Annotated in this window: 24 protein-coding genes and 1 riboswitch; of the genes, 12 read left to right on the top strand and 12 right to left on the bottom strand. The window is 72.3% G+C overall.

Features of this window, described 5'->3' with window-relative positions; translation table 11 throughout:
- Positions 1-29 precede the first annotated feature (29 nt).
- The gene (locus OG928_RS40540) at positions 30-833 is read right to left on the bottom strand and encodes a hypothetical protein (RefSeq protein ID WP_331767015.1); all 804 of its coding nucleotides are present in this window, start codon (positions 831-833) and stop codon (positions 30-32) included.
- 101 nt (positions 834-934) lie between these two features.
- Here OG928_RS40540 and OG928_RS40535 point away from each other — a divergent pair, with 101 nt between their 5' ends.
- Together OG928_RS40535 and OG928_RS40530 are read left to right on the top strand one after the other, a co-directional pair.
- Positions 935-1,606 carry an MSMEG_1061 family FMN-dependent PPOX-type flavoprotein gene (locus tag OG928_RS40535; RefSeq protein ID WP_331767014.1) on the top strand — a complete coding sequence of 224 codons (672 nt, stop codon included), beginning with the start codon at positions 935-937 and terminating at the stop codon, positions 1,604-1,606.
- A gap of 580 nt (positions 1,607-2,186) precedes the next feature.
- Complete coding sequence (locus OG928_RS40530; RefSeq protein WP_331767013.1) at positions 2,187-2,963, top strand: AAA family ATPase; 777 nt, start codon at positions 2,187-2,189, stop codon at positions 2,961-2,963.
- Between the two features lie 185 nt (positions 2,964-3,148).
- Here OG928_RS40530 and OG928_RS40525 read toward each other — a convergent pair whose 3' ends face one another.
- A complete protein-coding gene (locus OG928_RS40525) occupies positions 3,149-3,355 on the bottom strand; it encodes a hypothetical protein (protein ID WP_331767012.1) in 207 nt (68 codons plus the stop codon).
- Between the two features lie 306 nt (positions 3,356-3,661).
- The gene (locus tag OG928_RS40520; RefSeq protein ID WP_331767011.1) at positions 3,662-4,756 is read right to left on the bottom strand and encodes an enoyl-CoA hydratase/isomerase family protein; all 1,095 of its coding nucleotides are present in this window, start codon (positions 4,754-4,756) and stop codon (positions 3,662-3,664) included.
- A 272-nt stretch (positions 4,757-5,028) separates the two neighbouring features.
- Between OG928_RS40520 and OG928_RS40515 the strand changes: the two genes are divergently transcribed.
- Complete coding sequence (locus tag OG928_RS40515) at positions 5,029-5,931, top strand: siderophore-interacting protein (RefSeq protein WP_331767010.1); 903 nt, start codon at positions 5,029-5,031, stop codon at positions 5,929-5,931.
- Between the two features lie 57 nt (positions 5,932-5,988).
- On the opposite strand, the gene OG928_RS40510 is transcribed toward OG928_RS40515, so the two are convergent.
- Positions 5,989-6,804, bottom strand: a complete 816-nt coding sequence (locus OG928_RS40510) for a hypothetical protein (protein ID WP_331767009.1) — start codon at positions 6,802-6,804, stop codon at positions 5,989-5,991.
- Positions 6,805-7,087: 283 nt separating this feature from the next.
- Between OG928_RS40510 and thrS the strand changes: the two genes are divergently transcribed.
- A complete protein-coding gene (gene thrS / locus OG928_RS40505) occupies positions 7,088-8,341 on the top strand; it encodes a threonine--tRNA ligase (protein WP_331767008.1) in 1,254 nt (417 codons plus the stop codon).
- Positions 8,342-8,393: 52 nt separating this feature from the next.
- Here the strand turns inward: thrS and OG928_RS40500 are convergent, their stop codons facing one another.
- From OG928_RS40500 to OG928_RS40490, 3 genes are all read right to left on the bottom strand, one after another.
- Positions 8,394-8,996: a TIGR03086 family metal-binding protein gene (locus tag OG928_RS40500; RefSeq protein WP_331767007.1), complete on the bottom strand. Its 603-nt coding sequence runs from the start codon at positions 8,994-8,996 to the stop codon at positions 8,394-8,396.
- A 125-nt stretch (positions 8,997-9,121) separates the two neighbouring features.
- Positions 9,122-9,346 carry a hypothetical protein gene (locus OG928_RS40495; protein ID WP_331767006.1) on the bottom strand — a complete coding sequence of 75 codons (225 nt, stop codon included), beginning with the start codon at positions 9,344-9,346 and terminating at the stop codon, positions 9,122-9,124.
- On the bottom strand, positions 9,343-9,891 hold the full coding sequence (locus OG928_RS40490) for a carboxymuconolactone decarboxylase family protein (RefSeq protein ID WP_331767005.1): 549 nt from the start codon (positions 9,889-9,891) through the stop codon (positions 9,343-9,345). Before OG928_RS40490 ends, OG928_RS40495 begins: the two co-directional genes overlap by 4 nt.
- A 105-nt stretch (positions 9,892-9,996) precedes the next feature.
- On the opposite strand from OG928_RS40490, the gene OG928_RS40485 reads away from it, so the two are divergent.
- Positions 9,997-10,566 carry a TetR family transcriptional regulator gene (locus OG928_RS40485; RefSeq protein WP_331767004.1) on the top strand — a complete coding sequence of 190 codons (570 nt, stop codon included), beginning with the start codon at positions 9,997-9,999 and terminating at the stop codon, positions 10,564-10,566.
- Here the strand turns inward: OG928_RS40485 and OG928_RS40480 are convergent.
- Together OG928_RS40480 and OG928_RS40475 are read right to left on the bottom strand one after the other, a co-directional pair.
- Complete coding sequence (locus OG928_RS40480; RefSeq protein WP_331767003.1) at positions 10,526-10,834, bottom strand: hypothetical protein; 309 nt, start codon at positions 10,832-10,834, stop codon at positions 10,526-10,528. The genes OG928_RS40485 and OG928_RS40480 overlap by 41 nt on opposite strands.
- Positions 10,827-11,387, bottom strand: a complete 561-nt coding sequence (locus tag OG928_RS40475) for a sigma-70 family RNA polymerase sigma factor (protein WP_331767002.1) — start codon at positions 11,385-11,387, stop codon at positions 10,827-10,829. The genes OG928_RS40480 and OG928_RS40475 overlap by 8 nt, the downstream gene beginning before the upstream one ends.
- Positions 11,388-11,994: 607 nt before the next feature.
- A riboswitch (cobalamin riboswitch) is annotated at positions 11,995-12,218 on the top strand.
- A gap of 138 nt (positions 12,219-12,356) precedes the next feature.
- Here OG928_RS40475 and metE point away from each other — a divergent pair.
- Positions 12,357-14,720: a 5-methyltetrahydropteroyltriglutamate--homocysteine S-methyltransferase gene (metE, locus tag OG928_RS40470; protein WP_331767001.1), complete on the top strand. Its 2,364-nt coding sequence runs from the start codon at positions 12,357-12,359 to the stop codon at positions 14,718-14,720.
- A gap of 86 nt (positions 14,721-14,806) precedes the next feature.
- Here the strand turns inward: metE and OG928_RS40465 are convergent, their stop codons facing one another.
- Positions 14,807-15,553: a GntR family transcriptional regulator gene (locus tag OG928_RS40465; RefSeq protein WP_331767000.1), complete on the bottom strand. Its 747-nt coding sequence runs from the start codon at positions 15,551-15,553 to the stop codon at positions 14,807-14,809.
- Positions 15,554-15,679: 126 nt separating this feature from the next.
- On the opposite strand from OG928_RS40465, the gene OG928_RS40460 reads away from it, so the two are divergent.
- The 6 genes from OG928_RS40460 (at position 15,680) to OG928_RS40435 (ending at position 20,177) form a co-directional block, all read left to right on the top strand.
- Entirely contained in the window at positions 15,680-16,090 is a 411-nt protein-coding gene (locus tag OG928_RS40460; RefSeq protein WP_331766999.1) for a hypothetical protein, read from the top strand.
- A complete protein-coding gene (locus tag OG928_RS40455; protein ID WP_331766998.1) occupies positions 16,072-16,641 on the top strand; it encodes a hypothetical protein in 570 nt (189 codons plus the stop codon). The genes OG928_RS40460 and OG928_RS40455 overlap by 19 nt, the downstream gene beginning before the upstream one ends.
- Before the next feature lie 171 nt (positions 16,642-16,812).
- Complete coding sequence (locus OG928_RS40450) at positions 16,813-16,956, top strand: hypothetical protein (protein ID WP_331766997.1); 144 nt, start codon at positions 16,813-16,815, stop codon at positions 16,954-16,956.
- A gap of 124 nt (positions 16,957-17,080) precedes the next feature.
- Entirely contained in the window at positions 17,081-17,431 is a 351-nt protein-coding gene (locus tag OG928_RS40445) for a hypothetical protein (protein ID WP_331766996.1), read from the top strand.
- A gap of 446 nt (positions 17,432-17,877) precedes the next feature.
- On the top strand, positions 17,878-18,420 hold the full coding sequence (locus OG928_RS40440; protein WP_331766995.1) for an MOSC domain-containing protein: 543 nt from the start codon (positions 17,878-17,880) through the stop codon (positions 18,418-18,420).
- Between the two features lie 113 nt (positions 18,421-18,533).
- The gene (locus tag OG928_RS40435) at positions 18,534-20,177 is read left to right on the top strand and encodes a hypothetical protein (RefSeq protein WP_331766994.1); all 1,644 of its coding nucleotides are present in this window, start codon (positions 18,534-18,536) and stop codon (positions 20,175-20,177) included.
- A 39-nt stretch (positions 20,178-20,216) separates the two neighbouring features.
- Here OG928_RS40435 and OG928_RS40430 read toward each other — a convergent pair whose 3' ends face one another.
- The gene (locus OG928_RS40430) at positions 20,217-20,375 is read right to left on the bottom strand and encodes an SDR family oxidoreductase (RefSeq protein ID WP_331766993.1); all 159 of its coding nucleotides are present in this window, start codon (positions 20,373-20,375) and stop codon (positions 20,217-20,219) included.
- Between the two features lie 76 nt (positions 20,376-20,451).
- A complete protein-coding gene (locus tag OG928_RS40425; RefSeq protein ID WP_331768283.1) occupies positions 20,452-24,696 on the bottom strand; it encodes a bifunctional nitrate reductase/sulfite reductase flavoprotein subunit alpha in 4,245 nt (1,414 codons plus the stop codon).
- Between the last annotated feature and the right edge of the window lie 216 nt (positions 24,697-24,912).

Raw genomic sequence — 24,912 nt, 5'->3', positions numbered from 1 at the left:
GCGCGGGAGCCTCGGCCGGAAAGACCCACTCAGGACCGCCGCCACCACCGGCGCGGGCGGGGCGGGGTCGGCGCTTCGGGCTCGCCGTACTCGCGGGAGACGATGGTGACCTGTCCGTCGGTGGGGTCGGCGCGCACGGTGTCCAGACCGAGTGCGTCCAGTTCGGCGATCGTGTCCGCCTCGGCGACCGGATCCAGGACGCGAACGCCCACGCCCGGGTCGTCTTCGGCCAACGTGACGTCCGCCGCGAGCAGGGTCTCCATCAACTGCGATCCCACGCCCGACGGCGCGTCCTCGTCGACGACGACATGGAGCATCAACCCCGTCATGCCGGTCTCCGCCCACCGTGCCTGCGCGATCCATACCGTCCGGATCTCGGGGAACTCCGGCAGGCGTTCACCGATCGCATCCCGCAAAGCCACCGCCAAGGGGTGCGTGGACCATGTGAGTGTGTACGACTGATCGCTCTGGGAGATCGTGCCGCGCACCCGAAGGGTTTCGGCCACCGTGGCAAGCGGAACCTCGGCCCGACCGGCCGTGGAGTACACCGTCAGCGTCTCGAACGGGGTCTCCCTCGCGATGTCGAGCAGGCGCACCGCGTCGCAGTGCACGGCATCGGCCGCCTCGGGCATCCGCTCCCGAAGGCACTCGGAACTCACCGCACCGGCGATGGCCACAGCGCCGCCGTCGGCACCGACGAGGATCACCGCGCCTTCGTCGTCCACGGGTACGAACACCCCGAAGTCGACGATGGCGGCCAGGAGTTCGGCTTCCTCCGTGTCCTCGGCGCCGCGATCGAGGATGTCGGCGAGCTTCGCGTTCAGGGTCGTCATCGGCCGAGCATAGAAGCCGGGCCAACCGGTCGGCCACGCCCGGGGCTTCGGGAGACGGGTCGGCCGTCGATGGTCGATGACCGGCCTTTTAGGGTGACGTCATGAGTACAAGCACCGAAAGCACCACCGGCGCGAACCTGTTCGACGCGTTGCGCGCCGACTCGATAGGCGACGTCGAGGGGCTGCGCGCGCTGTACGCGCAGCCGAGCCCGCCGGCCGTCGCCAAGGAAATGGGCCACCTCACGGACAAGACCCGTGAGCTGATCGGCTGCGCGTCGCTGGTGTTCGTCTCCAGCGCGGACGCCGAGGGCCGTGCCGACGTCACGCCGCGCGGCGGCCCCGCCGGGTTCGTCGCCGTCCTGGACGAACGCACCCTGGTCATCCCCGACGCCACCGGCAACAAGCGCCTGGACACGCTGCACAACGTGCTGGCGACCGGGCGGGTCGGGCTGCTGTTCGTGATCCCGGGACGTACCACGACGCTTCGGGTCAACGGCCGCGCGTGTATCTCCGCGCGCCCGGAGCTGCTCGAGCAGCTGACCGCCGTGGGCAAGCCGCCGGTCAGCGCGCTCGTCGTGCAGATCGAGGAGGTCTACCCGCACTGCCCCAAGGCACTGCTGCGCAGCTCGGCGTGGAAGCCCGAGGGCTGGCTGCCCGCCGACGCCCAGCCGGAGTCCGCCGAGGTGACCCTCGCACAACTCCGGATGCCCGGCCTGACCATCGAGGCCGTCCGCCAGGCGGAGGCCGACTCCCTGAAGTACCGCTACGAGTAGGCCGCGCGGTCCGACCGACTCGCGGACCGGGCACCGTCCACGACCGGCCCGCTAGTGCCGCGCCCCGCACTAGGTCGGGAGAAGTGCGCGGCCGCAGTGTCGGGGCAACTGCGGCCGCGCGTTCGGGGGCGGCGACGTTCGGGACGACCGGCCGGGGGCCGGATCCCGGATCGCGCGCCGAGGCCAACCTACCCGTACCGGCCGCGTGTTGCCGGCGATTGCGGGGCGGCGCCGGATTTCCACCGGCTTCTCCCGAAGCTCGGGGCGGCACCGGGGCCGGGCGACCATGCCGACGGTCGAGGGTCGGCGCTGATCGACACGGTGGCCCCGATCGCCCCGGAATCGGCGAGACCTGTGAGGATGTCCGTCGAGTGCGGCACGAACAGGCCCCACGTCGCGGTGCGGCAGCCCCTGGATTCCGCCGGGTTTCCTCGGGGCGCCGGACCGGTACGACCACGCCGTGGGGTGTCCCCGAGGCTGTCCCCGTCGCGGCGGGCGGCCCGCTGCGACCCGCCACGACGGTCGGCCCGGAGCCGCATCGGACGGCGGGGCAACGGTGGGGCGGGGCCGGGAGGCGACAGTGGGCGAGACGTGCGGATCGGACCGGTCGGACACAGGGAAGGACCCGTCCGCCGGAACCGAGACGTCGCTGCGCCCGCGCGGCCTCGTGGACCTGCGCGGGCATCCGCACGGACCCGCCGTCCTGGGCTATCCCACCGGCGCCGTCGTGGTCGTCTCCGGGCTGCCGGGAAGCGGCAAGAGCACGCTGCTGCGCCGCTGGTCCGGGTCGGCGACGGTGATCGATCCGCGCACGGTGCACGTCGAGTACCAGGACCGGATGCCGGCGTGGTTGCCGTACGCGGTGTACCGCCCGTGGGTGCGCCTCCAGCACGTCCGCCGGTTGCGTGCGCACGTGCGCGGCGGCGGTCCGGTGCTGGTGCACGACTGCGGCAGTCGGCCGTGGATGCGGCGCTGGTTGGCCCGCTCCGCCGGGCGCCGGCACCGCGAGCTGCACCTGGTGCTGCTCGCGGTGGACGCCGTCGAGGCGTTGGCCGGCCAGGAGAAGCGCGGTCGCTGGGTGCCGGGGCGGGTCTTCGCCCGCCACCGGCGCGGCCTGGCCCAGCTCCTGTTGGCGCTGTCCGTGCAGGGCGGTGCCGTGGTCCCCGAGGCCGCGTCGGTGCTGCTGCTCGACCGCACTCTCCGCGAACGCGTGGTCGCGCTGGAATTCGGCCCGGGCCACACCCCGCGCCCCACTCCCGTGCCGCCCGCCCCCACCGAGCCCCCGGCCCTGCCCGCCCCCGAGGCCGCCCGCGTCGTCTCGCGCCGGGACCCGAGGTCGCCGGAGCCGACGGCGTAGGGCGTGTCTTCAGGCCCCCACCGGGGCCGGACGTGCGGCGACCCCGAGGGACCGTCGTCCGCTCGGGGTCGCTGGGGGGTGTTCGGTTGTGGTGTTTCGTTGGTCGCGGTGTCCGGCCCCGTGGTCCCGACACCGCGACCGGCGAAACACCACAACCGGGTGTCCGCGCCGGTGCATCCCGGGGCTCACCGGGCCAGGAGGTGCAGTTGCCGGTGCATGTCGCCCGCCTCGAACACGGCGATGGTGGTGAGCGCCGCCAGCCCGGCCCGCTCGGCGCGCCGGGCCTTGGCCTCGGCGCGGCGACCGCGCAGTACCGACAGCACCATGCGGTCGCGCTCCGCGCCGGCGAGGGTGTCCTGCTGACGTGCCTTGAACAGCTCGTACTCGATCATGTCCGTCTCCCTGTTTCCGGTTTCCCGGTTTCCCGGGCCGTGTCCCCGACCCGGTCTCCCCGGCTCGTGGTAACAGCCTCGCGGCCCAGTGGGCCTCCGGGCATGGGGCGGATGACGGATCTATCCGGCCGCCCGGCCTCAGGCTCGGCCTAAGGTCCCGTAAGGCGACCTAAGGTGGGCCAAGCCGAACCGAGGCGCCGTCCCGATGCCGGCCACCGACCAGCGAGCACCGAGCACACAGCGCCGAGCACACAGGCTTCCGCCACTGACCGAACGGCCGGGGACGGGTCCCGGGCCGGGCCTGGGCTAGCCCAGGCCCAACTCCCGGTCGGCCGGCGGCGCGAAGAACGCCGCGACGTCGGCCTCGGTGACCTCCGCCAGGCTCGCGGGCGACCAGCGCGGGTCGCGGTCCTTGTCGACGACCTGCGCGCGGATGCCCTCGACCAGGTCGTGCGTCGACAGCGACGCGCACGAGACCCGGTATTCCTGGTCCAACACCGCTCCCAGCGAGCCCAGTCGCCGGGCCCGCCGCAGCGACGCCAGGGTGACCTTGAGCGCGGTGGGCGACTTGGCGGCGATCACCTCGGCGGCCTCCTTCGCCGCCGGCTCGCCGCTGCCCAGGAGCCGGTCCACGATCTCCTCGACCGTGTCCGCCGCGTAGCACGCGTCGATCCACGCCCGCCGCCGCGCGAGTTCGCCGGCCGGCGCGGGCCGGGCATGTCGGGCGAGCACCTCGGCCGGATCGTCGGCCGCGAGTTCGCCGAGCAGCGCGGGCAGCCGTTCGGCCGGCACGAAGTGGTCCGCGAGACCGCACAGGATCGCGTCGGCGGCGCCGATCGCGCCGGCGGTCAGCGCGAGGTGCGTGCCCAGTTCGCCGGGCGCGCGCGAGAGCAGGTACGTCCCGCCGACGTCGGGCACGAAGCCGATGCCGGTCTCCGGCATCGCGACGGCCGAACGCTCGGTGACGATCCGGATGTCGCCGTGCGCGGAGACGCCGACCCCGCCGCCCATCACGACGCCGTCCATGATCGCGACGTACGTCTTCGGGTAGTCGGCGATCCGCGCGTTGAGCAGGTACTCGTCGCGCCAGAAGTCCCGGGACGCGTGCCCGCCTTCGAGCGCGTCCGCGCGGACGGCGCGGATGTCCCCGCCCGCGCACAGCCCTCGTTCGCCAGCCCCGGTCACCACCACGACGGCGACATCGTCGTCGTGCTCCCACTCGGCGAGCGCGGCCGCCATCCGCCGCACCATCGCGTGGTCGAGCGCGTTGATCGCGCGCGGCCGGTTCAAGGTGATCCGGCCGAGCCGGCCGACCCGGTCGAGCAGCACGGTCTCCTCGGACGGCACGGTCTTCGCGGGCGTCGGCCCGGCCGGCCGGGCCCGCTCCGCGGCGGGGCTCATCGGCGGGCTCCTCGACGTGCTTCCCGGCGGTCCCCGACCGGTGGGCGGGCGACGACGATGCGCATGGTCTCGTCCATTCGTTCCGGATTCCGGCAGGCTCCGGCCGGATGATCTCCACCGGCACCGTACCCCGCCCGCCCACCCGGACGGTCCTGGGGATTCTCGTCGACCTCGGCCGTCGGGCTTGACAATTCCGCGCAATTTTTCGCTATACCTGCCGAGGCCGGGTCGATCGACCCGTCACGATTCACATCTTTTGTGGGGTTGGCTCCATGGGACGGTCATCGCTCGTTTCCTACCTGCGCACCACCACCGTCGGCCGGCTGACGCCGCACATGGCGCGCGTGACCTTCACCGGCGAGGGCCTGGACGACTTCCGCACCTGGCCCGATCAGCAACTCAAGCTGTGCTTCCCACGACCCGGGCAGACCCGGCCGCGACTGCCCGAGGCGGACGCGGACGATGTCATGGGGTGGTATCGGGCCTACCTGGCGATCCCCGAGGCCGAGCGGCCGTGGATGCGCAGCTACACGGTCCGCGCGTACGACCCCGAGCAGCACACGATCACCGTCGACTTCGTGCTGCACCCGGACGCCGGACCGGCCACCCGCTGGGCCCGGGCGGCCCGACCCGGCGACGTGCTCGGCCGATACGGACCGTCGGCCGACTACGCCCGACCGCTCGGCGACGCCGACGTGTACCTGCTCGCCGGCGACGAGAGCGCGCTGCCGGCGATCGGCTCGATCCTGGAATCGCTGCCCGCCGAAGCCCGGGCGATCGCCTACGTGGAGGTACGCGACGCGGCCGAGGAACAGCGGTTCGCCGCCCGCGCCGACGTCACGGTGCACTGGCTGCATCGGGGCGAGGTCCCGCCCGGCCACGCCGACCTGCTGCTCGACGCGGTCCGCGCCGCCGAGTTGCCCGCCGGCACGGTCCGCGCCTGGCTGGCCGGGGAGGCGGCGACGGTGCGCGCGCTGCGCCGGCACCTGGTCGGCGAACGCGGGCTCGCCAAGCGGTCGATCGAATTCGCCGGGTATTGGCGGCGCGCCCTGACCCAGGACGACGCGCCGACGGAGGACGACCGGGCGGAGGCCCGGGAACGCATGGCGGAGGCGGGGGCTGTGGCAGGGACGGAGCCGAAGACGGAGACGGGGTTCGGAGCGTACGAGTCCTGACCCGCGTCGGGCTCGCGCCGAGGCCGCCGCCAGGGCCGGGGTCGGGGCGGTCGTCGCTCAGGCCCGGACGGCCGCCTCCAGCTTGGTCACCTGCTTGCGGACGACCTCGGTGTCGGGCAGCACGGGCGTGCTGCCGCCGAGGTCCGTCTTCGAGACGATCACCAGGTGCGCGCCGACCCGCACGATCACCGCGCTGGTCACCCCGCCGTCCTCGATCAGGCCGTGCACCGCGAGCGCGTCGTCGCCCAGCTTGGGCCCGTCGGCGCGGGTGTACGTCATCGTGGACTTGGGGCCCTGCTCGTCCGTGGTGTCGATGTCCTTGCACGTGGCGAGCGCCGTCCGGCCCTTGGTGAGCAGGCTCGCGGCCTCGCCGGGCCCGAACGCGTACAGCTCGACGATGTCGATCGAGGCCGGGAACGGGTTTTCCACGGTGGTCGCGCCTCGCGACGTGCCGGCCTTGATCCCGGCGGCGGGCGCGGTCTTGCCGTTGCCGGGGAGGGCGAGGTCCACGAACGGCTGGCACTCCGGGCGGACCGCGGTCTCCTTGCCGCCGAGCACCTTCGGGTCGGGGGCGTCCTTCTCGTAGTCCGTTCCCGTGTTCAGCTCCGTCTCGGTGAGCACGGCGGCGGCAAGTTGATCCTGCGTCAGGGTCTTGCCCGCGGGCTTGGTGGGCGAGGTACCGGCGTCGGCGGGCTTCCCGCCGTCGGACGGCTTCGCGCTGCCGGGCGCCTGGGGTCCGGTCGAGTCCGACGCGAGCGTCCCCGTGGAGTCCGAAGCCGAGTCCGAATCCGAATTGCAGGCGGACGCGAACAGCAGCGCCGAGGCCGCGAGTACGCCTGCCGCCAGTCGCGTCCGGATCCGTGTGGTGCGCATGAGCATGCTCCTCCGATGGGGTGCCTGGCCCCGGAGTCTGTCGTCGGCCGCATGCGATCGGTACCGATTCACCCGGCAACGAGGGTCCCTCACCCGGATCCGAGGGTCCCGCAGGCCCCGCCCCGAAGAGATGTCGCGCGGAAAAAACCGGTCGCATCCGCGCCGCGCGCTTGTTAGCGTGGCCGGCATGAAATCTGCAGCTCTGACGACGACGCCGGACACCGTCCCGGCGTACTGACAGCAGCTGTCACAAGCCCGGGGCGAGTGCCCCGGGCTTCGCCATGTGGTCACTCGCCTCGCCCCCCGTGAGGAGACCACCATGCACGACCACCGCCGACTCGGCCGCGATCTGGACCTGTTCGATACCGATCCGCTGATGGGCGCCGGGCTGCCCTACTGGCTACCCGCCGGCGCCGCCGTGCGGCACGTCCTGGAGGAGTACGTCCGCGACGTCGAGCGCCGGGCCGGCTACCGGCACGTGTACTCGCCGGTGCTCGGCAAGCGCGAGCTGTACGAGCTCTCGGGGCACTGGTCGCACTACAGCGAGGACATGTTCCCGCCGATGGACCTCGGCGGCGAGCAGGTCGTGCTGCGCCCGAGCCTGTGTCCCCACCATGCGCTGATGTATCGGTCCCGCGCGCACAGCTATCGCGAACTCCCGCTGCGGATGGCCGAGTTGGGCGGCATGTACCGTTCCGAGCTCTCCGGCGTGCTCGGCGGGCTGACCAGGGTGCGGGCGATCCAGCTCAACGACGCGCACGTCTTCTGTACCCCGGATCAGGTGGCGGCCGAGGCCGGGGCCGCGCTGGCGCTGATTCGCGACGTGTACGCGGCGCTCGGCATCCGCCCGGTCCGCTACCGGCTCTCGCTGCGCGGGGAGGGCGGGAAGTACGTCGCCGCTCCCGCGATGTGGGCGCGCGCGGGGGAGCTGTTGGTCGAGGTGCTCGACGGGCTCGGTGTGGAGTACGAGGCGGTCGCGGGGGAGGCCGCGTTCTACGGTCCGAAGATCGACGTACAGATCGCCGACGGGGCGGGCCGCGAGGCCACCTTGTCCACCGTGCAGATCGACTTCCACCAGCCGGAGCGATTCGACCTGCACTACATCGGTGCGGACGGCCGCAAGCACCGCCCGGTGATGGTCCACCGCAGCGTGATCGGCAGTCTGGAACGCGTCATCGCGCATCTGATCGAGCTGTACGGGGGCGCGTTCCCGGCCTGGCTCGCGCCCGTGCAGGTACGGGTGTTGCCGGTCGCCGAGGAGCAACGACCGCAGGCCGCCGCGCTCGTCGAACGCGCCCTCGATCAGGGCCTGCGGGTGGAACTCGTCGGGCCCGAGCACGGCACCCTGGGCGCGCGGATCCGGGCCGGCCGGCTCGTGCCCTACCAGGCGATCATCGGCCCGCGCGAGGCCGACGACGATCGTGTCGCGCTGCGCCTGCGCGCCGGCGACGGGCCTGGCCCGCTGCCCATCGCCGAGGCGCTGGCCGGGATCGGGGCCGCGGTCGCGGCGCGGGGAGTCGATCTGTGGGACGCGTGACGCGTCGCCGTGGTGGGGCGGGTCTGGACCCGCCCCACTTCGGGGTACACGGCTAGCTCGGCGGGGTCCAGGACGGCCGGCGGCCGGCCAGCGCGACGACGCGGTCCAGCATCGGGGCGTCGGCCGGGACGGGGACGGCGGGGGCGAACAGGCCGGCCTCGTCGGCCCCGTCGGCCGCGTCGGCGTCCGGTGCGGGGGTGAGCAGTGCGAGCGAGGCCTCGAGGTTCGCCGCGTCCACCTTGTACTCCTGGCCCGTGGCGCGGGCCAGGTCCCAGCCGTGCACCAGGAGTTCGTTCTGCGCGACCAGGCCCATGATCTCGGCGGGCAGGGTGATCCCGCCGGCCTGGGTCTCGCCCTCCCACGCCTCGGGCTTGCGCCAGGTCGCGACGAGTTCGTCGAGTTGGCGGGGCAGGACGGTACGCCAATCCGGGTCGAGATCGGGCATCACCGGGCCCGGCGCGGTCGTGGTGCTCGGGCCGAACTCCTTGCGGCCCGCGTCCCGGAACGCGGCGGTCAGGCCGACCAGGTGCGAGAGCAGGTCACGGACCTTGTACTTCGCGCACGGTGTCGGGTCGGCGAGCCGCTCGTCCCCGACCCCTTGTACGAGCAGCGCGATCCGGGCGGCGGGCGATTCGAAGTCCGGGGTCGCGGTCATGATGGGGCTCCTCTTGTCCTGTGCCGGGTCCTGTGTCGAGTCGTGCGTCGACTCGTGTTCCGACTCCATGACAGGTAGACCCGAACCGCCGGCGGAACTCATCGGTGCCACCCGGACGCGCCGCCCTACGCGCCGCCCGCCGCGCCGTCCTGCGCTCGGTAGGTGATCCGGCGGACGGCCGGGGCGGAGACGATCTGGACCACACCCGTGCCGGGGATGTCGAGATGGGCGAAGCCGCCTTCGAGGGCGACTCGGGCGGTCGGTACGGACGTGGTCGGGCGGCCGTCCGAGCCGGTCACCGGGTAGGGGTCGAGGAGTTCGACGGACGCGTCGTGCCAGTCGCGGGTCATGCCTGTACCTCCGGGAAGTCCAGCTCGGGCCGGGCCACGTGGTTGTAGTAGTTGGACAGCGTGTTCAGCGCGATGTGCGCGACGACCTCGGCCGTCTCGGCGTCGGTCACCCCGGCCGCACGGGCCGCCGCCCGGCCCGCCTCGGAGACGCGGCCGCGCGTGCGCACGATCTCGCGGGCGAGGATCAGGACCGCCGCGGTGTGCGGGTCCGCGTCCCGGGCCTCGCGGGTGTGCCGCAGCTCGTCCTCGGTCAGGCCCATCAGGCCGCCGCGGAGGGAGTGCGCGCTGACGCAGTAGGTGCACTCGTTCTCCTGCGCGATCAGGAGCGCGAGCTGCTCGCGCAGGCGCGGCCGCAGCACGCCGCGGGTGAGCTGCTCGCGCATCGCGAGGTAGCCCTCCAGCGCGGCGGGTCCGCTCGCGAGCGCGGCGTACAGGTTCGGGACGCGCCCGAGCTGCTTCTGTACGCGCCCGAGCAGCTCGTCGGTGTCGGTGGTTGTCCCGGGTGTGGGCGTGGGCGTGGGCGTGGGCGTGGGCGTGGATGGCATCCGGGCTCCCGATGGCCTCGATCTCAAAAACGGTACCGGTCGGTGCCGTTTTTGAGACGGTACTGATCGGTACCGTTTTTGGTCAAGGGGGGATACGATTGGAGCGTGCCCGTCAAAGCCCGTGACCGCCTGCTCGCGACCGCCGAGGAACTCTTCTACGCGGAGGGGATTCGCGCCGTCGGGATCGAACGGATCCTGGCCGAGTCGGGGGTCGGTCGGGCGTCCTTCTACCGGCACTTCCCGAGCAAGGACGACCTCGTGGTGGCCGTCCTCGCGGATCGCGATCGCCGCTGGCGGGCCTGGCTCGCGGAGCGGGTGGACGCCCTGGGCGGCGATCCGCTCACCGTGTTCGACGCCCTCGCCGAGCGCTTCGCGCGCGAGGACTTCCGCGGTTGCGCGTTCATCAACACGATGATCGAGACCGCCGACCCGGACAGCCCGGCACACCACGTGGCGGCCGAGCACAAAGAGCGCGTGATCGACTACCTCGAACAGCTCCTCGGCGCCGCCGATGCCCCCGAACCGGCCGCCCAGGCACGGCAGTTCGCGCTCCTGATGGACGGCGCCATCGTCACCGCCCTCCGCGAGCGCACCCCGGCCCCGGCCACCCGAGCCCGCCGGGTGGCCGAGGCGCTCATGACGGCGGCAGGCTCGGATCGCCCTCCCGGGTCGTGACGGGTGGTCGTCCGGGGACTGTCAGCTCACAACGACCATCCACGCAGGAACGCTGCACCCGGCCCAGCGAGATGGTCTCCATCAGTTTGATCGCCCAGCACGCCGGGCACCCGCGCAGCGCCACCAGGCCGACCGGCGCGAGCACCAGGGCGACCGGCCCGAATACCGGCATGAGCGCGAGCGAGCCGACCAGCGTGCCGAACCCCACGGCGCCGCGCAGCAGATGGCGGGACAGCGACGTACTCGCCTGGCTTCGATCCTCACGCATCCCCGCCTCCCAGGGCCGAGTCGGCGGTGCCGCGCAGCGTTTGGTGAACCGCCGCGCGAGCACGGTGCAGCCGCGACTTCATCGCGGCGGTGCTCAGCCCCAGGGCCTCGGCGACCATCCGCCCGCTGTAGCCCTGCACGTCGCGCATGATCAGCACCCGCCGCTGATCGGCGGGCAGCGCGGCGATCGCCGCTGCCACCCGGCCGGCTTCCAGGCGTTCCAACACCTCGTCCTCGGCCGAGCGCGCGGCGGTTTCCGGAGCCGGCGCCGAGTCCCGCAGGATCAGCCGCGACCGCCGTAGGCACTCGTTGCGGACGATGCGGAACATCCACGACGCCAGGGCGCCGGAAGCACGCAGCATCCCGATCTTGCGGTACAGGATGATCAGCGCCTCCTGCGCGGCGTCCTCGGCGTCCTCGGGGGACGCGCACAGGGAGTGGGCGAAGCGCCGCACATGGGGGTGCGACCCGGACACCAACGCGGCGATCGCCTCGACGTCCCCTCCCTTCGCGGCGACGATCAACCGCTCACCGGGCCAGCTCGACTCAGCCACGACCACGACCACGACGACGCACCACGGTGACAGTGCACGCACAAATGAGCACGCCCACGATGGCTACGACGACACCAACGACCATGACAACCTCCCATTCCCGTCCCGACGATGTTGTCGGCACACCCATAAGAGGCACGAGCACCCCCAAAGGATTCACCCGATCCAGCCCCGCCCGCCGCTTGCCGACAAACGAGCCGCAGACCGGCCCTCATCCCCCGAGCCCTCTCCAGCCTTCCGGCGTTCAAATACAAGCAGGCCGCAAGCCAAGCCACCCTCAGCCCGTCCGGCGCTTGAGGACATGCGGGCCGCAGGCCGGCCCTCATCCCGCAGGCCCAGGGCTCCCCAGCCCGTCCGGCGCTTGAGGACAAACGAACCGCAAGCCCAAGCCCCATCCAGCCCGTCCGGCGCTTGAGGACAAACGAACCGCAAGCCCAAGCCCCATCCAGCCCGTCCGGCGCTTGAGGACATGCGGGCCGCAGGCCGGCCACCGGCGACGCCGGCTCCGGCAGCGGCGGTACCGCGAGCACCTCGTCGATCCGCTCGATGTCGTGCGCCGCGAGCCGCAGCGCCGCGCCGGGAAGTTCCCGCTCGGCCCGAAGGGCGTATGGTGGGCCGCGCAGAAGGTTCGTCCTGCTTGCCAGGCAGGAGCGTCGTAAGAGGGAACCCGGTGGGAATCCGGGACTGCCCCGCAGCGGTGAGTGGGAACGACCGCCGTCATCAGCACTAAGTCCGAGTGATCGGACCAGGGAAGCGACGGCCAGTAGGTGCCGAGTGGTTTGTCACGGCGCGCCCCGAGTCCGAAGACCTGCCTCTGTCCGCGTGCGATCTCGCACGTGGTTTCTCGGTGACCTCGAGGGCGGGTCGACGGTACGGGCGCAGCCTGCCCGAGCACGCTTCGCCGCGTGTGCGCCGATCTTTCGCGACCCTTCCCGCGGGGCACCACCGCGACTCGCGAAGGAGAGTTCCGTGGCAAACAACGCAGGCGATTCCACCCGCTCCCCCGGCTTCCCCGGTTCCGCCGCCCCACGTGCGCAGGCGACCGTGTACGGCCATCCGCGCCAAGGCCCCGACCGTGAGCTCAAGAAGGCCGTCGAGGGCTACTGGGCCGGCCGCGTCACCGCCGGGGCCCTGTACGAGACGGCCGCCGAGCTGCGCCGGGACACCTGGCGCCGGCTCGCCGACGCGGGCATCCACGAGGTGCCCACCGGCGACTTCTCGCTCTACGACCACGTCCTGGACGCCACCGTCATGGTCGGCGCCATCCCCGCCCGCCACCGCGCCGCCGTCGCGGCCGACTCGCTCGCCGGCTACTTCGCGATGGCGCGCGGTACGCAGGAGGTCGCGCCGCTGGAGATGACCAAGTGGTTCGACACCAACTACCACTACCTGGTCCCGGAGTTGGGCCCGGACACCGCGTTCGAGGCGGACTCCACCAAGCCTGTCGACGAACTGCTCGAAGCGCTCGCGCTCGGCCACGCCGCCCGACCCGTGCTGGTCGGCCCGGTCACCTACCTCCTGCTCGCCAAGCCCGCCCCCGGCGTCGCCGCCGACTTCGCGCCGATCACGCTGATCGACCGGCTGCTGCCGGTGTACGCGAGCGTGCTCGCCGATCTGCGCGCGGCCGGCGCCGAGTGGGTACAGCTGGACGAACCCGCCCTGGTCCAGGACCGGACGCCGGCCGAGCTGAACGTCGCGGCCCGCGTGTACCGCGAGCTCGGCGCGCTCACCGATCGCCCCAGGATCCTGGCCGCGACCTACTTCGACCGGCTCGGCGAGGCCCTGCCGATCCTGGCCAAGGCCCCGATCGAGGGCCTGGGCCTGGACTTCACCGGCCCGGCCGCGGCGAACCTCGCCGACCTCGCCAAGGTCGGCGGACTGCCCGGCAAGCGCCTGGTCGCCGGTGTAGTGGACGGCCGCAACGTCTGGATCAACGACCTGGAGAAGTCGCTGGCCACCCTCGCGACGCTGCTCGGCCTCGCCGACCGGGTCGACGTCGCGCCGTCCTGCTCGCTGCTGCACGTCCCGCTCGACGCGAGCCGCGAGCGCGACGTCGACCCGCAGATCGCGCGCTGGCTCGCGTTCGCGCGGCAAAAGAGCACCGAGGTCGTCACGCTGGCCCGCGGTCTGGCCCAGGGCCAGGACACGATCACCGCGCAACTCGCCGCCAACCGGGCCGACTTGGCCTCGCGCGCCGCGTCCGCGCTGACCCGCGACCCGGCGGTCCGAGCCCGCGCCGCGGCGGTCACCGCCGCCGACACCCGGCGGGCCACGCCGTACCCCGAGCGCGCCCTCGCGCAGCGCGAACGGCTGGGCCTGCCCCTGCTGCCGACCACCACGATCGGCTCGTTCCCGCAAACCGGCGAACTGCGCGCGGCCCGCGCCGACCTGCGGGCCGGACGGCTCGACGCGGCAGGCTACGACGAGCGGATCGCCGCGGAGATCGACGACGTGATCGCGTTCCAGGAGAAGGCCGGCCTGGACGTCCTGGTGCACGGCGAGCCCGAACGCAACGACATGGTCCAATACTTCGCCGAACAACTCACCGGCTACCTCGCGACCCGGCACGGCTGGGTGCAGTCCTACGGCAGCCGGTACGTGCGCCCGCCGATCCTGGCCGGGGACATCTCGCGGCCCGAGCCGATGACGGTGCGCTGGACCCGGTACGCGCAGTCGCGCACCGAGCGCCCGGTCAAGGGCATGCTGACCGGCCCGGTCACCATGCTCGCGTGGTCCTTCGTCCGCGACGACCAGCCGCTCGGCGACACCGCCCGGCAGGTCGCGCTGGCGCTCCGCGACGAGGTGCTCGATCTGGAGGCGGCCGGTGCCGCGGTGATCCAGGTCGACGAGCCGGCGCTGCGCGAGACGCTGCCGCTGCGGGCGGCGGACCGGGCCGACTACCTGGCGTGGGCCGGCGAGGCGTTCCGGATCAGCACCGCGGCGGTGCGGCCGGACACCCAGGTGCACACCCACATGTGCTACGCCGAGTTCGGCGAGATCCTGGCCGCGATCGACGACCTGGACGCGGACGTGATCAGCCTGGAGGCGGCCCGCTCGCACATGCAGGTCGCGCACGAACTGACCGGCGCCGGCTACCCGCGCGCGGTCGGCCCGGGCGTGTACGACATCCACTCGCCACGCGTGCCGAGCATCGAGGAGGCCACCGAACTGCTGCGCGCGGGCCTGGCCGCCCTCCCGCCCGAACGCCTGTGGGTCAACCCGGACTGCGGCCTGAAGACCCGCAACTGGCCGGAGGTACACGATTCCCTGGCCAACCTGGTCACCGCAGCCCACACGGTACGGTCCGAACTGACGGAACATCCGACCACCTGACACCAAGGCGGGCGCCGGCCACCCAAACCCCCGGCGCCCGCCGCCCTGCGGCGGACATCGATGACGGCGGTCGACCGCAGCGCTACCTAGATGTCGATCGTGTAGTCCAGGATCGTTCGGTCCGCCGGTCGCACGATCGGGTGCGCCACCTCGACCACGCGGCCATCGGCCGTCAGCATCCGGCGGGTGATCGCGAACACGGGCACACTCGACGAGATCTTCAGAGCGTCGGCCTCGCCGGCCGTGGGCAAACGCGCGGTCACCGCCTCGGTCACCTGCGCCACGACGATGCCGAGCGACGCGAGTTGTGCCGGCGTGCCACCCGGCCACGGCTCGTGGATCGGGTCCGCCACCGGTGTGCCGGCGACGTCGGACCAGCGGACATAGCTGGAGCTCATCTGCTGAGGCGCGCCATCGTCATAGAAGAGGAAGTGCCTCGCCAACAGCGGCTCACCCGGCTCGACCTCGAAGAGAACCGCGAGCTCATCGCCGGCACGGACGTGAGTGAACCGCTTGTCCAACCGGTACTCGGACCACCCGATCCCCTGGTCGGCGGTGAACGCGGTAGACGGCACCGGCCGCTTCTTGTAGCGGTCGCCCGCGACACGGTGAATCGCGGGCGATGACCGGACGATCGTCCCCGCTTTCGTGCGGGTCTCAACTCGGCCTTCGGCCAACAGGACTTTGATCGCCCCGCGCACCGTCGACACGGATACGTCATATTGGTCGGCGAGTTCGGCCAAGGTGGGCAGCCGGGTCTCTGCCGGGTAGGTGCCCGCCTCGATCCCGGCGCGCAGGTCGTCGGCGATCCGCAGGTACCCCGGCCGCTCCACTGCGCACTCCTCGCGTTGACCGTTCGAGTGGTTCTCACGCCATGTTGCACGAGTAGGTTGACTGTGACCAATCACAAGGTGATTCTGTTAACACAATCTTGATTGTGTTGGCAGAAATGTGGCGCGATGAATGAGCAGGGCCATACGTGGCAACGCCGGTTCGAGGGCCGGCCAGAGCAGGCGCGAGCCGTCCGCGCCTGGGTTCGCAATCTGCTCTCGGACTGCATGGGCAACGAAACCGTGCGCGCCGCCGAGCTGGTCGCGTCCGAGCTGTTCACCGCCGCCGGCCTTGACCGAGACGCGGCCGACATGACCGTGTCCACCGCAGGATCCCGAATCCGCGTCTACGCCACCAGTCCCGAACTCCTCGGCGTCATCGACACGCACGGACCCTGGCGCGCCCTGGTCGACGGCCTCACCGACACCACCGGATCCGACACCCACACCTTGTGGGCCGGGCTGCACGACACCCCAGCCAACGGGGCGAGTCCTTCACCACCGCCACACAGGAGGCATCCATGTCCCTCTCGACCGTGACCATGCCCGTGTGGTGGGTCGGCCTCGAACCCGCCCAACACCCCACCCGACGCTGGGTCCTGGCCTTCGTCTCGGCCGACGACGTCGACCCCACGCGCCGGGTGGACCACGGCGCCGTCCACCTCACCGACGACGACGCGGCCGCGCTCGCCGAGACGCTCCTGCGGCCGCCGCGGCCCGACGTACCCGCCCTCGGCCGGGCCCGCGTGGTTCGGGACGGAGCCGGGCTGCGGATGCGGCTGTTCGTCGCCGCGACCGACGCCGCCGGCAGCCTGCCCGCCGAGCCCGGCGCGGTCCTGTACATCCAGGACCGCCACCGCCAACGCCTGCTCGACGACCTCGCCCGCCACCGCCCCGACCTGATCCCCACCAGCGCGCCGCCCGAACCGCGCCTGTGCCTCGATCCGATGCCCGTCACCGGGCTCGACCTCGACCAAGTCGCCGAGCTACACGACCGGCTCGGCCGCTGGCTCGACAGCGAAGGGGCCCGCGCGGCGTTGGCCGACCGCGCCGTCGCCCGCCGCGCCCGGATCTCCGCGGCCGGGCGGTAATGGGAACCCCCGACGGGCTCGTCGTCCCGGGACCCGAGAGCCGCCGGACGCGGTTCGACACTTCACTCGACTCACGCCCGCCCACGCCCCGGCCGGCGGCCCGCAATGTCCCGTAGCGGTGAACCTTGCGAATTCCGGTTCAACCTTGCGAGGGCACTTGCGAATGCGGGCGTGACCTTGCGAATCGCCATCCCGTTGGCTCCGTCGTGGCGGTTGGACTACGCGGTGTACACGGTGGGGTGGCGGGCCCGCTTCCGTCGGCTGCGGTCGGTGGCGGCAGGTGGGCGCGACGCCGGTATGAGGCCGTACGGCTGACGACGTACGCGGATCGGTGTACGTCGAAGTCGTGCCTGCGCGTGACGCTCCGGATACCCGCCGCGGGGAGTCTGGACGTGTGCTCCCACCGTGGGGAGCGATACCTCGATCCGGAGACAAAGACATGCGTTCTCTCACTCGTTCTCGCCGATATGTGTCCTGGACGGCGACCGCCGCCCTCTCGCTCGCGACCGCCGGCGGCCTTGCGTTCGCCGCACCCGCCGCCACAGCCGCCGTCCCCGCCGTGGAACCCTTGGACTGCGCCGTGATCGTCAATCAGGACACCCACGTCGGGTTTCCCACCTGGCGGTGGGCGGACGTCCGCAACGACTGTGGGCGTCGCATGAACCTGAGCGTCCAGGTCTCGGGCTGGCCCGACCCGGAATGCCAATACCTCGCTGCCGCTGAGACCAAGCGTTTCCGTTGGGACTCGACCGGAGGCCCGGCCAACTACGTGTGGGACTGCGGCGGCTGACGCTGCCCACCCTCCTCGCGCGGTAGACAAAGGGCCCCGGACAGCTCGCGATCCGGGGCCCTTCGGCGTTCCGAGGCCCCGGGCGCCCCTTCGCTCCGGATGCCTCCATCGCAACCGAACCACCGACATCAGCACGTGGCAGGAAATGCTGACATGCTCCCGCGGCGGCCGACACCGGGCCAGGTGCACGGGTTTCGCAAGGTAGGTCCGGAGAACCTCGACCAACCACGTCCCGATCCACCTTGCGAGTCGCAGGTCACCGCTCCGGCCGTGGCAAAGTTGGTCCGCATACGACACGCAAGAACGGATGGCGGCGCACACGATGCCCGAACTCGAGCCGGCCGCCATCGACCCCGTGGGCATCCCCGAGCTGCGCTCACCGTGGGCTCGGAAACGGCCGGTTGTAGGGTCGGAGGGTCCAGGTGTCGAACCCGAGGGGCGCGGCTGTGAGCGGTACCGTGACGGCGGTCGGGCGTAGTGCGGAGCACAGCTTCAGCAAGCCGACCGAGAACAGCATCCGGCTGCTCGCCGGGCTCGGCGTCGAGGGGGACGCGCACCTCGGCGTGACCGTCAAGCACCGGTCCCGGGTCGCGGTCGACCCCACGCAGCCCAACCTGCGCCAAGTACACCTGATCCACGCGGAGTTGCACGAGGAGCTGGCGGCGGACGGCTACGCCGTCACCGCGGGCGACCTGGGCGAGAACGTCACCACGCGCGGCGTCGACCTGCTCGCGCTGCCGACCGGGACGCTGTTGCACCTGGGCGAGGAGGCCGTGGTCGAGGTCACCGGACTGCGCAACCCGTGCCCGCAGATCAACGCGTTCCGTTCCGGCCTGCTCAAGAAGGTCCTGGTCCGCGACGAGGCCGGCGCCGTGATCCGCAAGGCGGGCGTGATGGGCGTCGTCCGCGCCGGCGGCGAGATCCGCCCCGGCGATCCGATCCGAGTCGAACTCCCGGCACCACCCCACCGCCCCCTCGAACGCGTCTGACCGCGTCCGACCGCGTCGAGGGCCACGAACTCCAGGCCGGCGGCGCCGAATTCGGATGCCGATCCTGCCGGCCGCCGGCATCATGAGCCGCCCCTACCACGGAGGTTCGCTTGATGTCCGACACCCCATTCGTCATCGATCGTGTGCTCGGCAACGGGCCATTCGCTCAGATCGGCGACCCGGCGGTGGTGGCCCGGGACGACGCGCGGGGACTGATCGCGGTCGGTGGCAATCTGGGGCACCTCCAATGGTCGGGCCGCGACGTGGGGGCAAGGCGCCGGAATCACCGGGTCGGCGTCTACGCCGCACGGGATCTGACCTGCCGCCGAATCGCGGCCTCGCATTGGCCGATCAACACGCTGGACTTCCATCCCACGCTGCCGTTGTTGGCCATCGGCACCGGCTGCTACGACGGCGGCTACCTCTTCGAAGGAGAGCTGCTGCTCCTCGATCTCGACTCGGGGCGGCTGGTGTCCGCGTTGAAGCACCCCCGCGAGGTGCTCGACGTGCGCTGGCGCCACGACGGGGTGCTTGATCTGGTGCTGTCTCCGTACGACGACTACCGCGACGAGCGGGCGCACCACGAGGGGCACCCGGTCGCGATCGAGCGCGACGACTGGCTCGCCGTCCCGGAGCGCTCGATCATCGGGCCCGAGCAGGCCTCGGCGCGGATCGCCCGGGAACGACGGCCCTGGCTCGACGACTCCGCTCGGCGGCAGGTCGAGGAGCTGGCCGCGGCGTGCGGGGCGACCTGGACGCCGCGCCGCAAGGTATGGGCGGTGGAGGAATTGCCCGACGGACGGATCCTGGCCGTGCTGGAGGGCACGAAACTGGAATCCTGGCTCCCGGACGGACAGCCCCAATGGTCGGTGCCCGGAGGACGTGGCGGCCGACAGATCCTGCTCGCGGCCGACGGCGAATCGGCCTGGGTCACAGTCGAACCCCCACGGACTTGGACCGGCTCCGGGTGGCGCGACGAGCCCACCGACGTCGAGCGGTTGTCCCTGGCCGACGGCCGCGTCCTGGCGACGCTGAACGCCCCGACCCGCACGGCCGGCACACTCACCGCCCGCGCCGACGGCTGGTTCGGGCTGCGCGACACGTCTCGGCAGGGTGACCGGCCCATGCTGACCCTCGTCCCGCCCGCCGGAGCCCAGCCGGCGATCCGCCTGCCGTTCGGCGGCTACGACCTGTTCAACCACTACTTCGCGGTGCGGCGCAGCCCCCGGCTGCTGTTCCTGGTCGGCGACAAGCAGGAACCCCATCTGAACAAGTGGATCGTGGCCGTGGATCCGCCGCGTGCGGGCGGCGAATCGCCCGGGGTGCACCGGCTGTTCCCCCTCGAATGGGACACCCGTCGGCACGGCCATCTGTACGGCGGTCCCGCGGTACACGTCGACGACGCGCGGGGTCCGGCCCTGATCCACGCCGGCGCCGGACTTGGCGGCCAGGGCCTGCTGCCCGACGGCGCCTTCGTCGTCCGCCGCGCCCTCCCCGGCGGTGCCGCCCACTGGGTCTTCACGGCCGACTTCCCGGTCACCGCGCTGGACCTCGACACCGCCACGAACACCCTCTACGCGGCGTTCAACTCCGGCGAGATCGTCGCCTTGGACGCCGCCCACGGCACGGTCCGCCGGCGCGTCCGGCTGCACGTCGACGACATCCCCGCCGAGCCCCTGTCGCTGACCGTCCCGGCCCCGAACCGTCTGATCATCGGCACCACCGACGGCCGGATCCTGCGGTGCCGCACCGCGTAGCGTGCCGAGTGGGCGGACGGTCACCCCGACTTCGCCTCGTCAGATCTGGCGCAACGCGCCGCCGTCCACGCTCCATTCCGCGCCGGTGACCTGGCCGGCGAGTGGCGACAGCAGGTACGCGACGATCCGCGCCACGTCCTCGGGGGTGCCGATCCGGCCGGTGGGCAGCGCGCGGACCTCGCGCACGAAGTGGTCCACGGCCTCACTGCTCAGAGGCCGAGACCGAGGCCGAGACCAGGCCGAAGCCGAGGCCGAGGTCCGGGGTGACGTGCCGTCAGTACACGTCGCGCACATACCGCTTCTCGGTGGCGAGCTGCTTGACGTACACCGCGGCCTCGTCGTCGGACAGGCCGCCGTGCGCGGCGACGATCTCGCGCAGCGCGCGGTCGACGTCCTTGGCCATCCGCCCGGCGTCGCCGCACACGTAGAAGTGCGCGCCGCTCTGCAGCCAGTCCCACAGGCGCGGACCGTGTTCGCGCATCCGGTCCTGGACGTAGACCTTGGACCGCTGGTCACGCGAGAACGCGAGGTCCAAGCGATCGAGGTGGCCGGTGCGCCGGAACTCGGCGAGCTCCTCGCGGTGGTAGAAGTCGGTGGCCTGCCGCTGCTCGCCGAAGAACAGCCAGTTCGGGCCGGTGTGGCCGCGCGCCCTTCGCTCCTCGAGGAAGCCCAGGAACGGCGCCACGCCGGTGCCGGGACCCACCATGATCGCGGGCGCCGTCGGGTCGGCGGGCGGGCGGAAGTGCGGGGATCGCCGAACGAACACCGGCACCGGTCCGTCGTCGGCCGCGTCCGCGAGGTAGGTCGAGCACACGCCCTTGCGCTCGACGCCGGCCTCGTTGCGATACCGGACGACCGACACGGTCACCTTCACCCGGCCCGGATGCGCGAGCGGGCTGGAGGAGATCGAGTACAGCCGCGGCTGCAGGCGCTTGAGCGCGCCCGCCCACTCCAGCGCACCGGCGCGAACCGGGAACGCGGCGATGACGTCGACGGCCTGGCGTCCCCAACTCCACTTCGCCAGTTCGCCCTTGTTGTCCGCGCGAAGCAGCCGCCTGAGGCCCCGGTCGTCGGTGCGTTCGGCGACGAACCGCAGCAGTTCGGGGGTGATCCGGGCGATCTCCAGGCGCGTCCGCAGCGCCTCGCCGAGCGGGATGTCGCCCAGGTCGGGGACGGGTATCGGTTCCGCCGGATCGAGGCCGGTGGCGGCCAGCCACTCGGCGACGAGTTCGGGGCAGTTGGCCGGCCACACACCCAGCGCGTCCCCGGCCTCGTACACCAGGTCGCCGTGGTCGCCGCCGCGGGTGTCGAAGGCGAACTCCCGGACCTCCTTGCCCGATCCGGGCAGGCTGAGCAGCCGATTGCCGATCAGGAGAGTGGGGAAGGGCGACGCCTTCGAGTAGCCGGCCGCCCGGGTGATCGGCGGGGTCGGGGTCGGGGTCGGGGTCGGGGCGGAAGTCGGGTTCGGCGTCGTGGGGGCCGTCGCGGGTCGAGCCGCGTGCGGTGCCTGCGGGGCGTCCTCGGTCGCGAGCGCGGCCAGCACCCGGTCGAGCCACTGCGCGGCGGCGCGGTCGTAATCGGGTTCGCAGTCGGCGCGCGGGACCAGCCGGGTGGCGCCGAGTTCGGCTAGGCGCTGGTCGATCCGCCGGCCGTGACCGCAGAAGTCGTCGTAGCTGGAGTCGCCCAACGCCAGTACGGAGTACCGGAGTTCGCGCAGCGTGGGAGGCCGGTCGTCGACGCTGAGGTCGGCCCAGAAGCCGGCTCCGTTGTCCGGGGCCTCGCCGTCGCCGAACGTGCTGGTGATGACGAGGACGGGCACGCCCTTCGGCAGCGAGTCGGGGGTGCAGTCGGCCATCTCCAGGACGCGCGGGCGGCGGCCGGCCGCGGCGAGTCGCCGCGCGGTCGCGGCGGCGACGTCCTCGGCGTTGCCGGTCTGCGAGGCCCATAGGACCACCACGTCGGGATCGTGCTGCTCGGTGTCCGCGGGGTGCGAGGGATGGGTGGCGGGGGCGGCACCGGCGGTGGCAGCGAGACCGGCGCCGGATATGGCTCCCGCACCGGTCGCGGCTCCCCCGCCGGTGGCCGGGGTCGGGACGGTTCGGGAGAAGATGCCGGCGAGGAGGCCGTTGACCCACAGGACGCGGTCGACGGCGATGGGAGCGTGTGCGGGCAGTACCGGTACGGCGGCGTGGACGTCGGCGGACCGCGTGGCGCCGGCCAGGAAGCCCGCCAGGTACTGCCGTTCGTCGGCCGTGAACACGGGTGGCGCGACGTCCGCGACGCCGATCAGGGCGGCCGGTCCGGCGAGGTCGATCGGCCCGGGCGCGGCGTCGGCTCCCGTGCTCGGTCCGGCGGAGCCATCGGAAACGGTCGGGACCGGCGCGGCCACCTTGGTCAACGACACGGCGCAGGACTTGAATTCGGGCTGGAAGGAGATCGGGTCGACGGCGTCGTTGGTGACCGCGTTGATGCTGAGGTATTCGCCGAAGAGGTCGTTCCAGTGGAACGGCGCGAAGCAGTTCCCCGGCCGGACGCGGTCGGTCACGACGGCCGGGAGCACGGCCCGGCCACGCCGGGAGGCGACTTCGACGTGGTCGCCGTCCGCGATGTCCAGCGTCCGCGCGTCCTCGGGGTGGATCTCCACGAACGGGCCGGGGTTGAGCTTGTTGAGCTTGGCGATCTTCCCGGTCTTGGTCATGGTGTGCCACTGGTGCTGGAGTCGGCCGGTGTTCAGCACCATCGGGTAGTCGTCGTCCGGGAGTTCGGCGGCGGGCAGGTGCGGTCGGGCGAAGAAGGCGGCGCGGCCGGTGGGGGTGGGGAAGAGCAGGCGCGGGCGCGTACCGTCGGCCCGGTCGGCGGCGGCGTCGTCGTCGAGGTCGAGGTCGAGGTCGAGGTCGAGGTCGAGGTAGCGGATCGGGTTGCGGGCCGGGCCGTCCGCCGTCGCGCTGGGCCACTGCACCGGTGTCTCGCGCAGCCGCTCGTAGCTGACGCCGCGCAGGTCGTAGCCGGTCTTCGGGTTCCAGGCCCGCTTGATCTCCTCGAAGATCTCCTCGGCGTCGGCGTAGTCGAAGGCGTCCGCGAAGCCCATCTCGCTCGCGACCCGGGCGATGATCCGCCAGTCGGGCAGTGCTTCGCCGATCGGATCGGCCGCCTGGCGGGCCAGGGTGAGGTTGCGTTCCGAGTTGACCATCACGCCCTCGGCCTCGGCCCACATCGCGGCGGGCAGGACCACGTCGGCGTACGCGTTGGTCTCGGTGTCGGCGAACACGTCCTGGGTGACCACGAATTCGGCGGCCTCCAGGCCCGCGATCACCGTCCTGCGGTTGGCCACCGACGCGACCGGGTTGGTGCAGATGATCCAGCACGCCTTGATCTCGCCGTCGGCCATCCGGGAGAACATGTCCACGGTGCCCCGGCCCGCGTCCGTGCGCAGCGTGCCGGCCGGCACGCTCCACAGGTTCTCGACGAACTCCCGGTCCTCGGCGACCAGTACGGACCGCTGACCGGGCAGGCCCGGGCCCATGTACCCCATCTCGCGCCCGCCCATCGCGTTGGGCTGGCCGGTCAGCGAGAACGGGCCGCTGCCCGGGCGGCAGATCGCGCCGGTCGCGAGGTGCAGGTTGCACAGGGCGTTGGTGTTCCAGGTGCCGTGTGTGCTCTGGTTGAGCCCCATCGTCCAGCAGCTCATCCACTCCCCCGCCGCGCCGATCCAGCGCGCGGCCTGCCGGATGTCCGCCTCGGGGATGCCGGTGACCTCGGCGACCTTGGCCGGTGCGTAGTCCCGCAGGAAGTCGGGCATCGCGTCCCAGCCGTCGGTGAACTCGGCGATGAACTCCGGGTCGGTGTCGCCGTTCTCGACGAGGAGGTGCAACAGCCCGTTCAGCAGGGCCAGATCGGTCCCGGGCTTGATCCGCAGGAACAGGTCGGCCTTGTCGGCGGTGGCGTTGCGGCGGGGGTCGACGACGATCAGCTTGGCGCCCGCCTTGACCCGGTCCATCATCCGCAGGAACAGGATCGGGTGGCAGTCGGCCATGTTCGCGCCGATCACGAAGAAGACGTCCGCGCCCTCGAAGTCCTGGTACGAACCGGGCGGCCCGTCGGCGCCCAGCGACAGTTTGTAGCCCGTGCCCGCGCTCGCCATGCACAGCCGGGAGTTGGACTCGATGTGGTTGGTGCCGACGAAGCCCTTGGCCAGCTTGTTGGCCAGGTACTGCGCCTCCAGGGTCATCTGGCCCGACACGTAGAAGGACAGCGCGTCCGGTCCGTGCGCGTCCAGGATCTCGCGCAGCCGCCGCGCGGTCTCGCTGATCGCCGCGTCCACGGCGGTCGCCGCGGGCTCCGCGCCGCGCTCGGCCCGGACCAGGGCGCTGCCGAGCCGGCCGGGCGCGGCGAGCAGGTCCGCGCTGGTGGCGCCCTTGGTACAGAGCCGGCCGAGGTTGGTCGGGTGGGACTTGTCGCCGGACGCCTTGACCACCGTGCGTCGTCCCGTCCCGGTGTCCACGGTGACGTCGAGCAGCATCCCGCAGCCGACGCCGCAGTAGGAGCAGACGGTCTTGACGGTGGTGCGGGTCGCGCCGGTGGTGTCGGTGGTGTCGGGCGTGCCGGGCCTTTCGGGCGTGCCGGGCGTGCCGGCGCTGTCGCTGGCGTCGGTGCCGTCCGGCGTGCCGGTGGTGCCGACGACGCCGGTGGCGCCGGCGGAGCCGGCTGCGGCCTGTGCGTCCGATGTCGTCACGGA

This window comes from Embleya sp. NBC_00896, from assembly GCF_045207785.1.
Classification (GTDB): Bacteria; Actinomycetota; Actinomycetes; order Streptomycetales; family Streptomycetaceae; genus Embleya.
The sequence above is the reverse complement of the archived record's forward strand: the minus strand, read 5'-3'. Positions and strand labels throughout refer to the sequence as shown.

What these genes read in the sequence shown, in the direction of transcription:
- OG928_RS40480 (WP_331767003.1), bottom strand. Translation starts at nt 10,834, where the DNA reads ATGCGTGAGGATCGAAGCCAGGCGAGTACGTCGCTGTCCCGCCATCTG.
- OG928_RS40455 (WP_331766998.1), top strand. Translation starts at nt 16,072, where the DNA reads ATGTCCCTCTCGACCGTGACCATGCCCGTGTGGTGGGTCGGCCTCGAA.
- OG928_RS40445 (WP_331766996.1), top strand. Translation starts at nt 17,081, where the DNA reads ATGCGTTCTCTCACTCGTTCTCGCCGATATGTGTCCTGGACGGCGACC.
- OG928_RS40520 (WP_331767011.1), bottom strand. Translation starts at nt 4,756, where the DNA reads ATGAGCCCCGCCGCGGAGCGGGCCCGGCCGGCCGGGCCGACGCCCGCG.
- OG928_RS40490 (WP_331767005.1), bottom strand. Translation starts at nt 9,891, where the DNA reads ATGCCATCCACGCCCACGCCCACGCCCACGCCCACGCCCACACCCGGG.
- OG928_RS40425 (WP_331768283.1), bottom strand. Translation starts at nt 24,696, where the DNA reads ATGCTGCTCGACGTCACCGTGGACACCGGGACGGGACGACGCACGGTG.
- OG928_RS40495 (WP_331767006.1), bottom strand. Translation starts at nt 9,346, where the DNA reads ATGACCCGCGACTGGCACGACGCGTCCGTCGAACTCCTCGACCCCTAC.
- OG928_RS40525 (WP_331767012.1), bottom strand. Translation starts at nt 3,355, where the DNA reads ATGATCGAGTACGAGCTGTTCAAGGCACGTCAGCAGGACACCCTCGCC.
- OG928_RS40535 (WP_331767014.1), top strand. Translation starts at nt 935, where the DNA reads ATGAGTACAAGCACCGAAAGCACCACCGGCGCGAACCTGTTCGACGCG.
- OG928_RS40510 (WP_331767009.1), bottom strand. Translation starts at nt 6,804, where the DNA reads ATGCGCACCACACGGATCCGGACGCGACTGGCGGCAGGCGTACTCGCG.
- OG928_RS40500 (WP_331767007.1), bottom strand. Translation starts at nt 8,996, where the DNA reads ATGACCGCGACCCCGGACTTCGAATCGCCCGCCGCCCGGATCGCGCTG.
- OG928_RS40515 (WP_331767010.1), top strand. Translation starts at nt 5,029, where the DNA reads ATGGGACGGTCATCGCTCGTTTCCTACCTGCGCACCACCACCGTCGGC.
- OG928_RS40460 (WP_331766999.1), top strand. Translation starts at nt 15,680, where the DNA reads ATGAATGAGCAGGGCCATACGTGGCAACGCCGGTTCGAGGGCCGGCCA.
- OG928_RS40540 (WP_331767015.1), bottom strand. Translation starts at nt 833, where the DNA reads ATGACGACCCTGAACGCGAAGCTCGCCGACATCCTCGATCGCGGCGCC.
- OG928_RS40435 (WP_331766994.1), top strand. Translation starts at nt 18,534, where the DNA reads ATGTCCGACACCCCATTCGTCATCGATCGTGTGCTCGGCAACGGGCCA.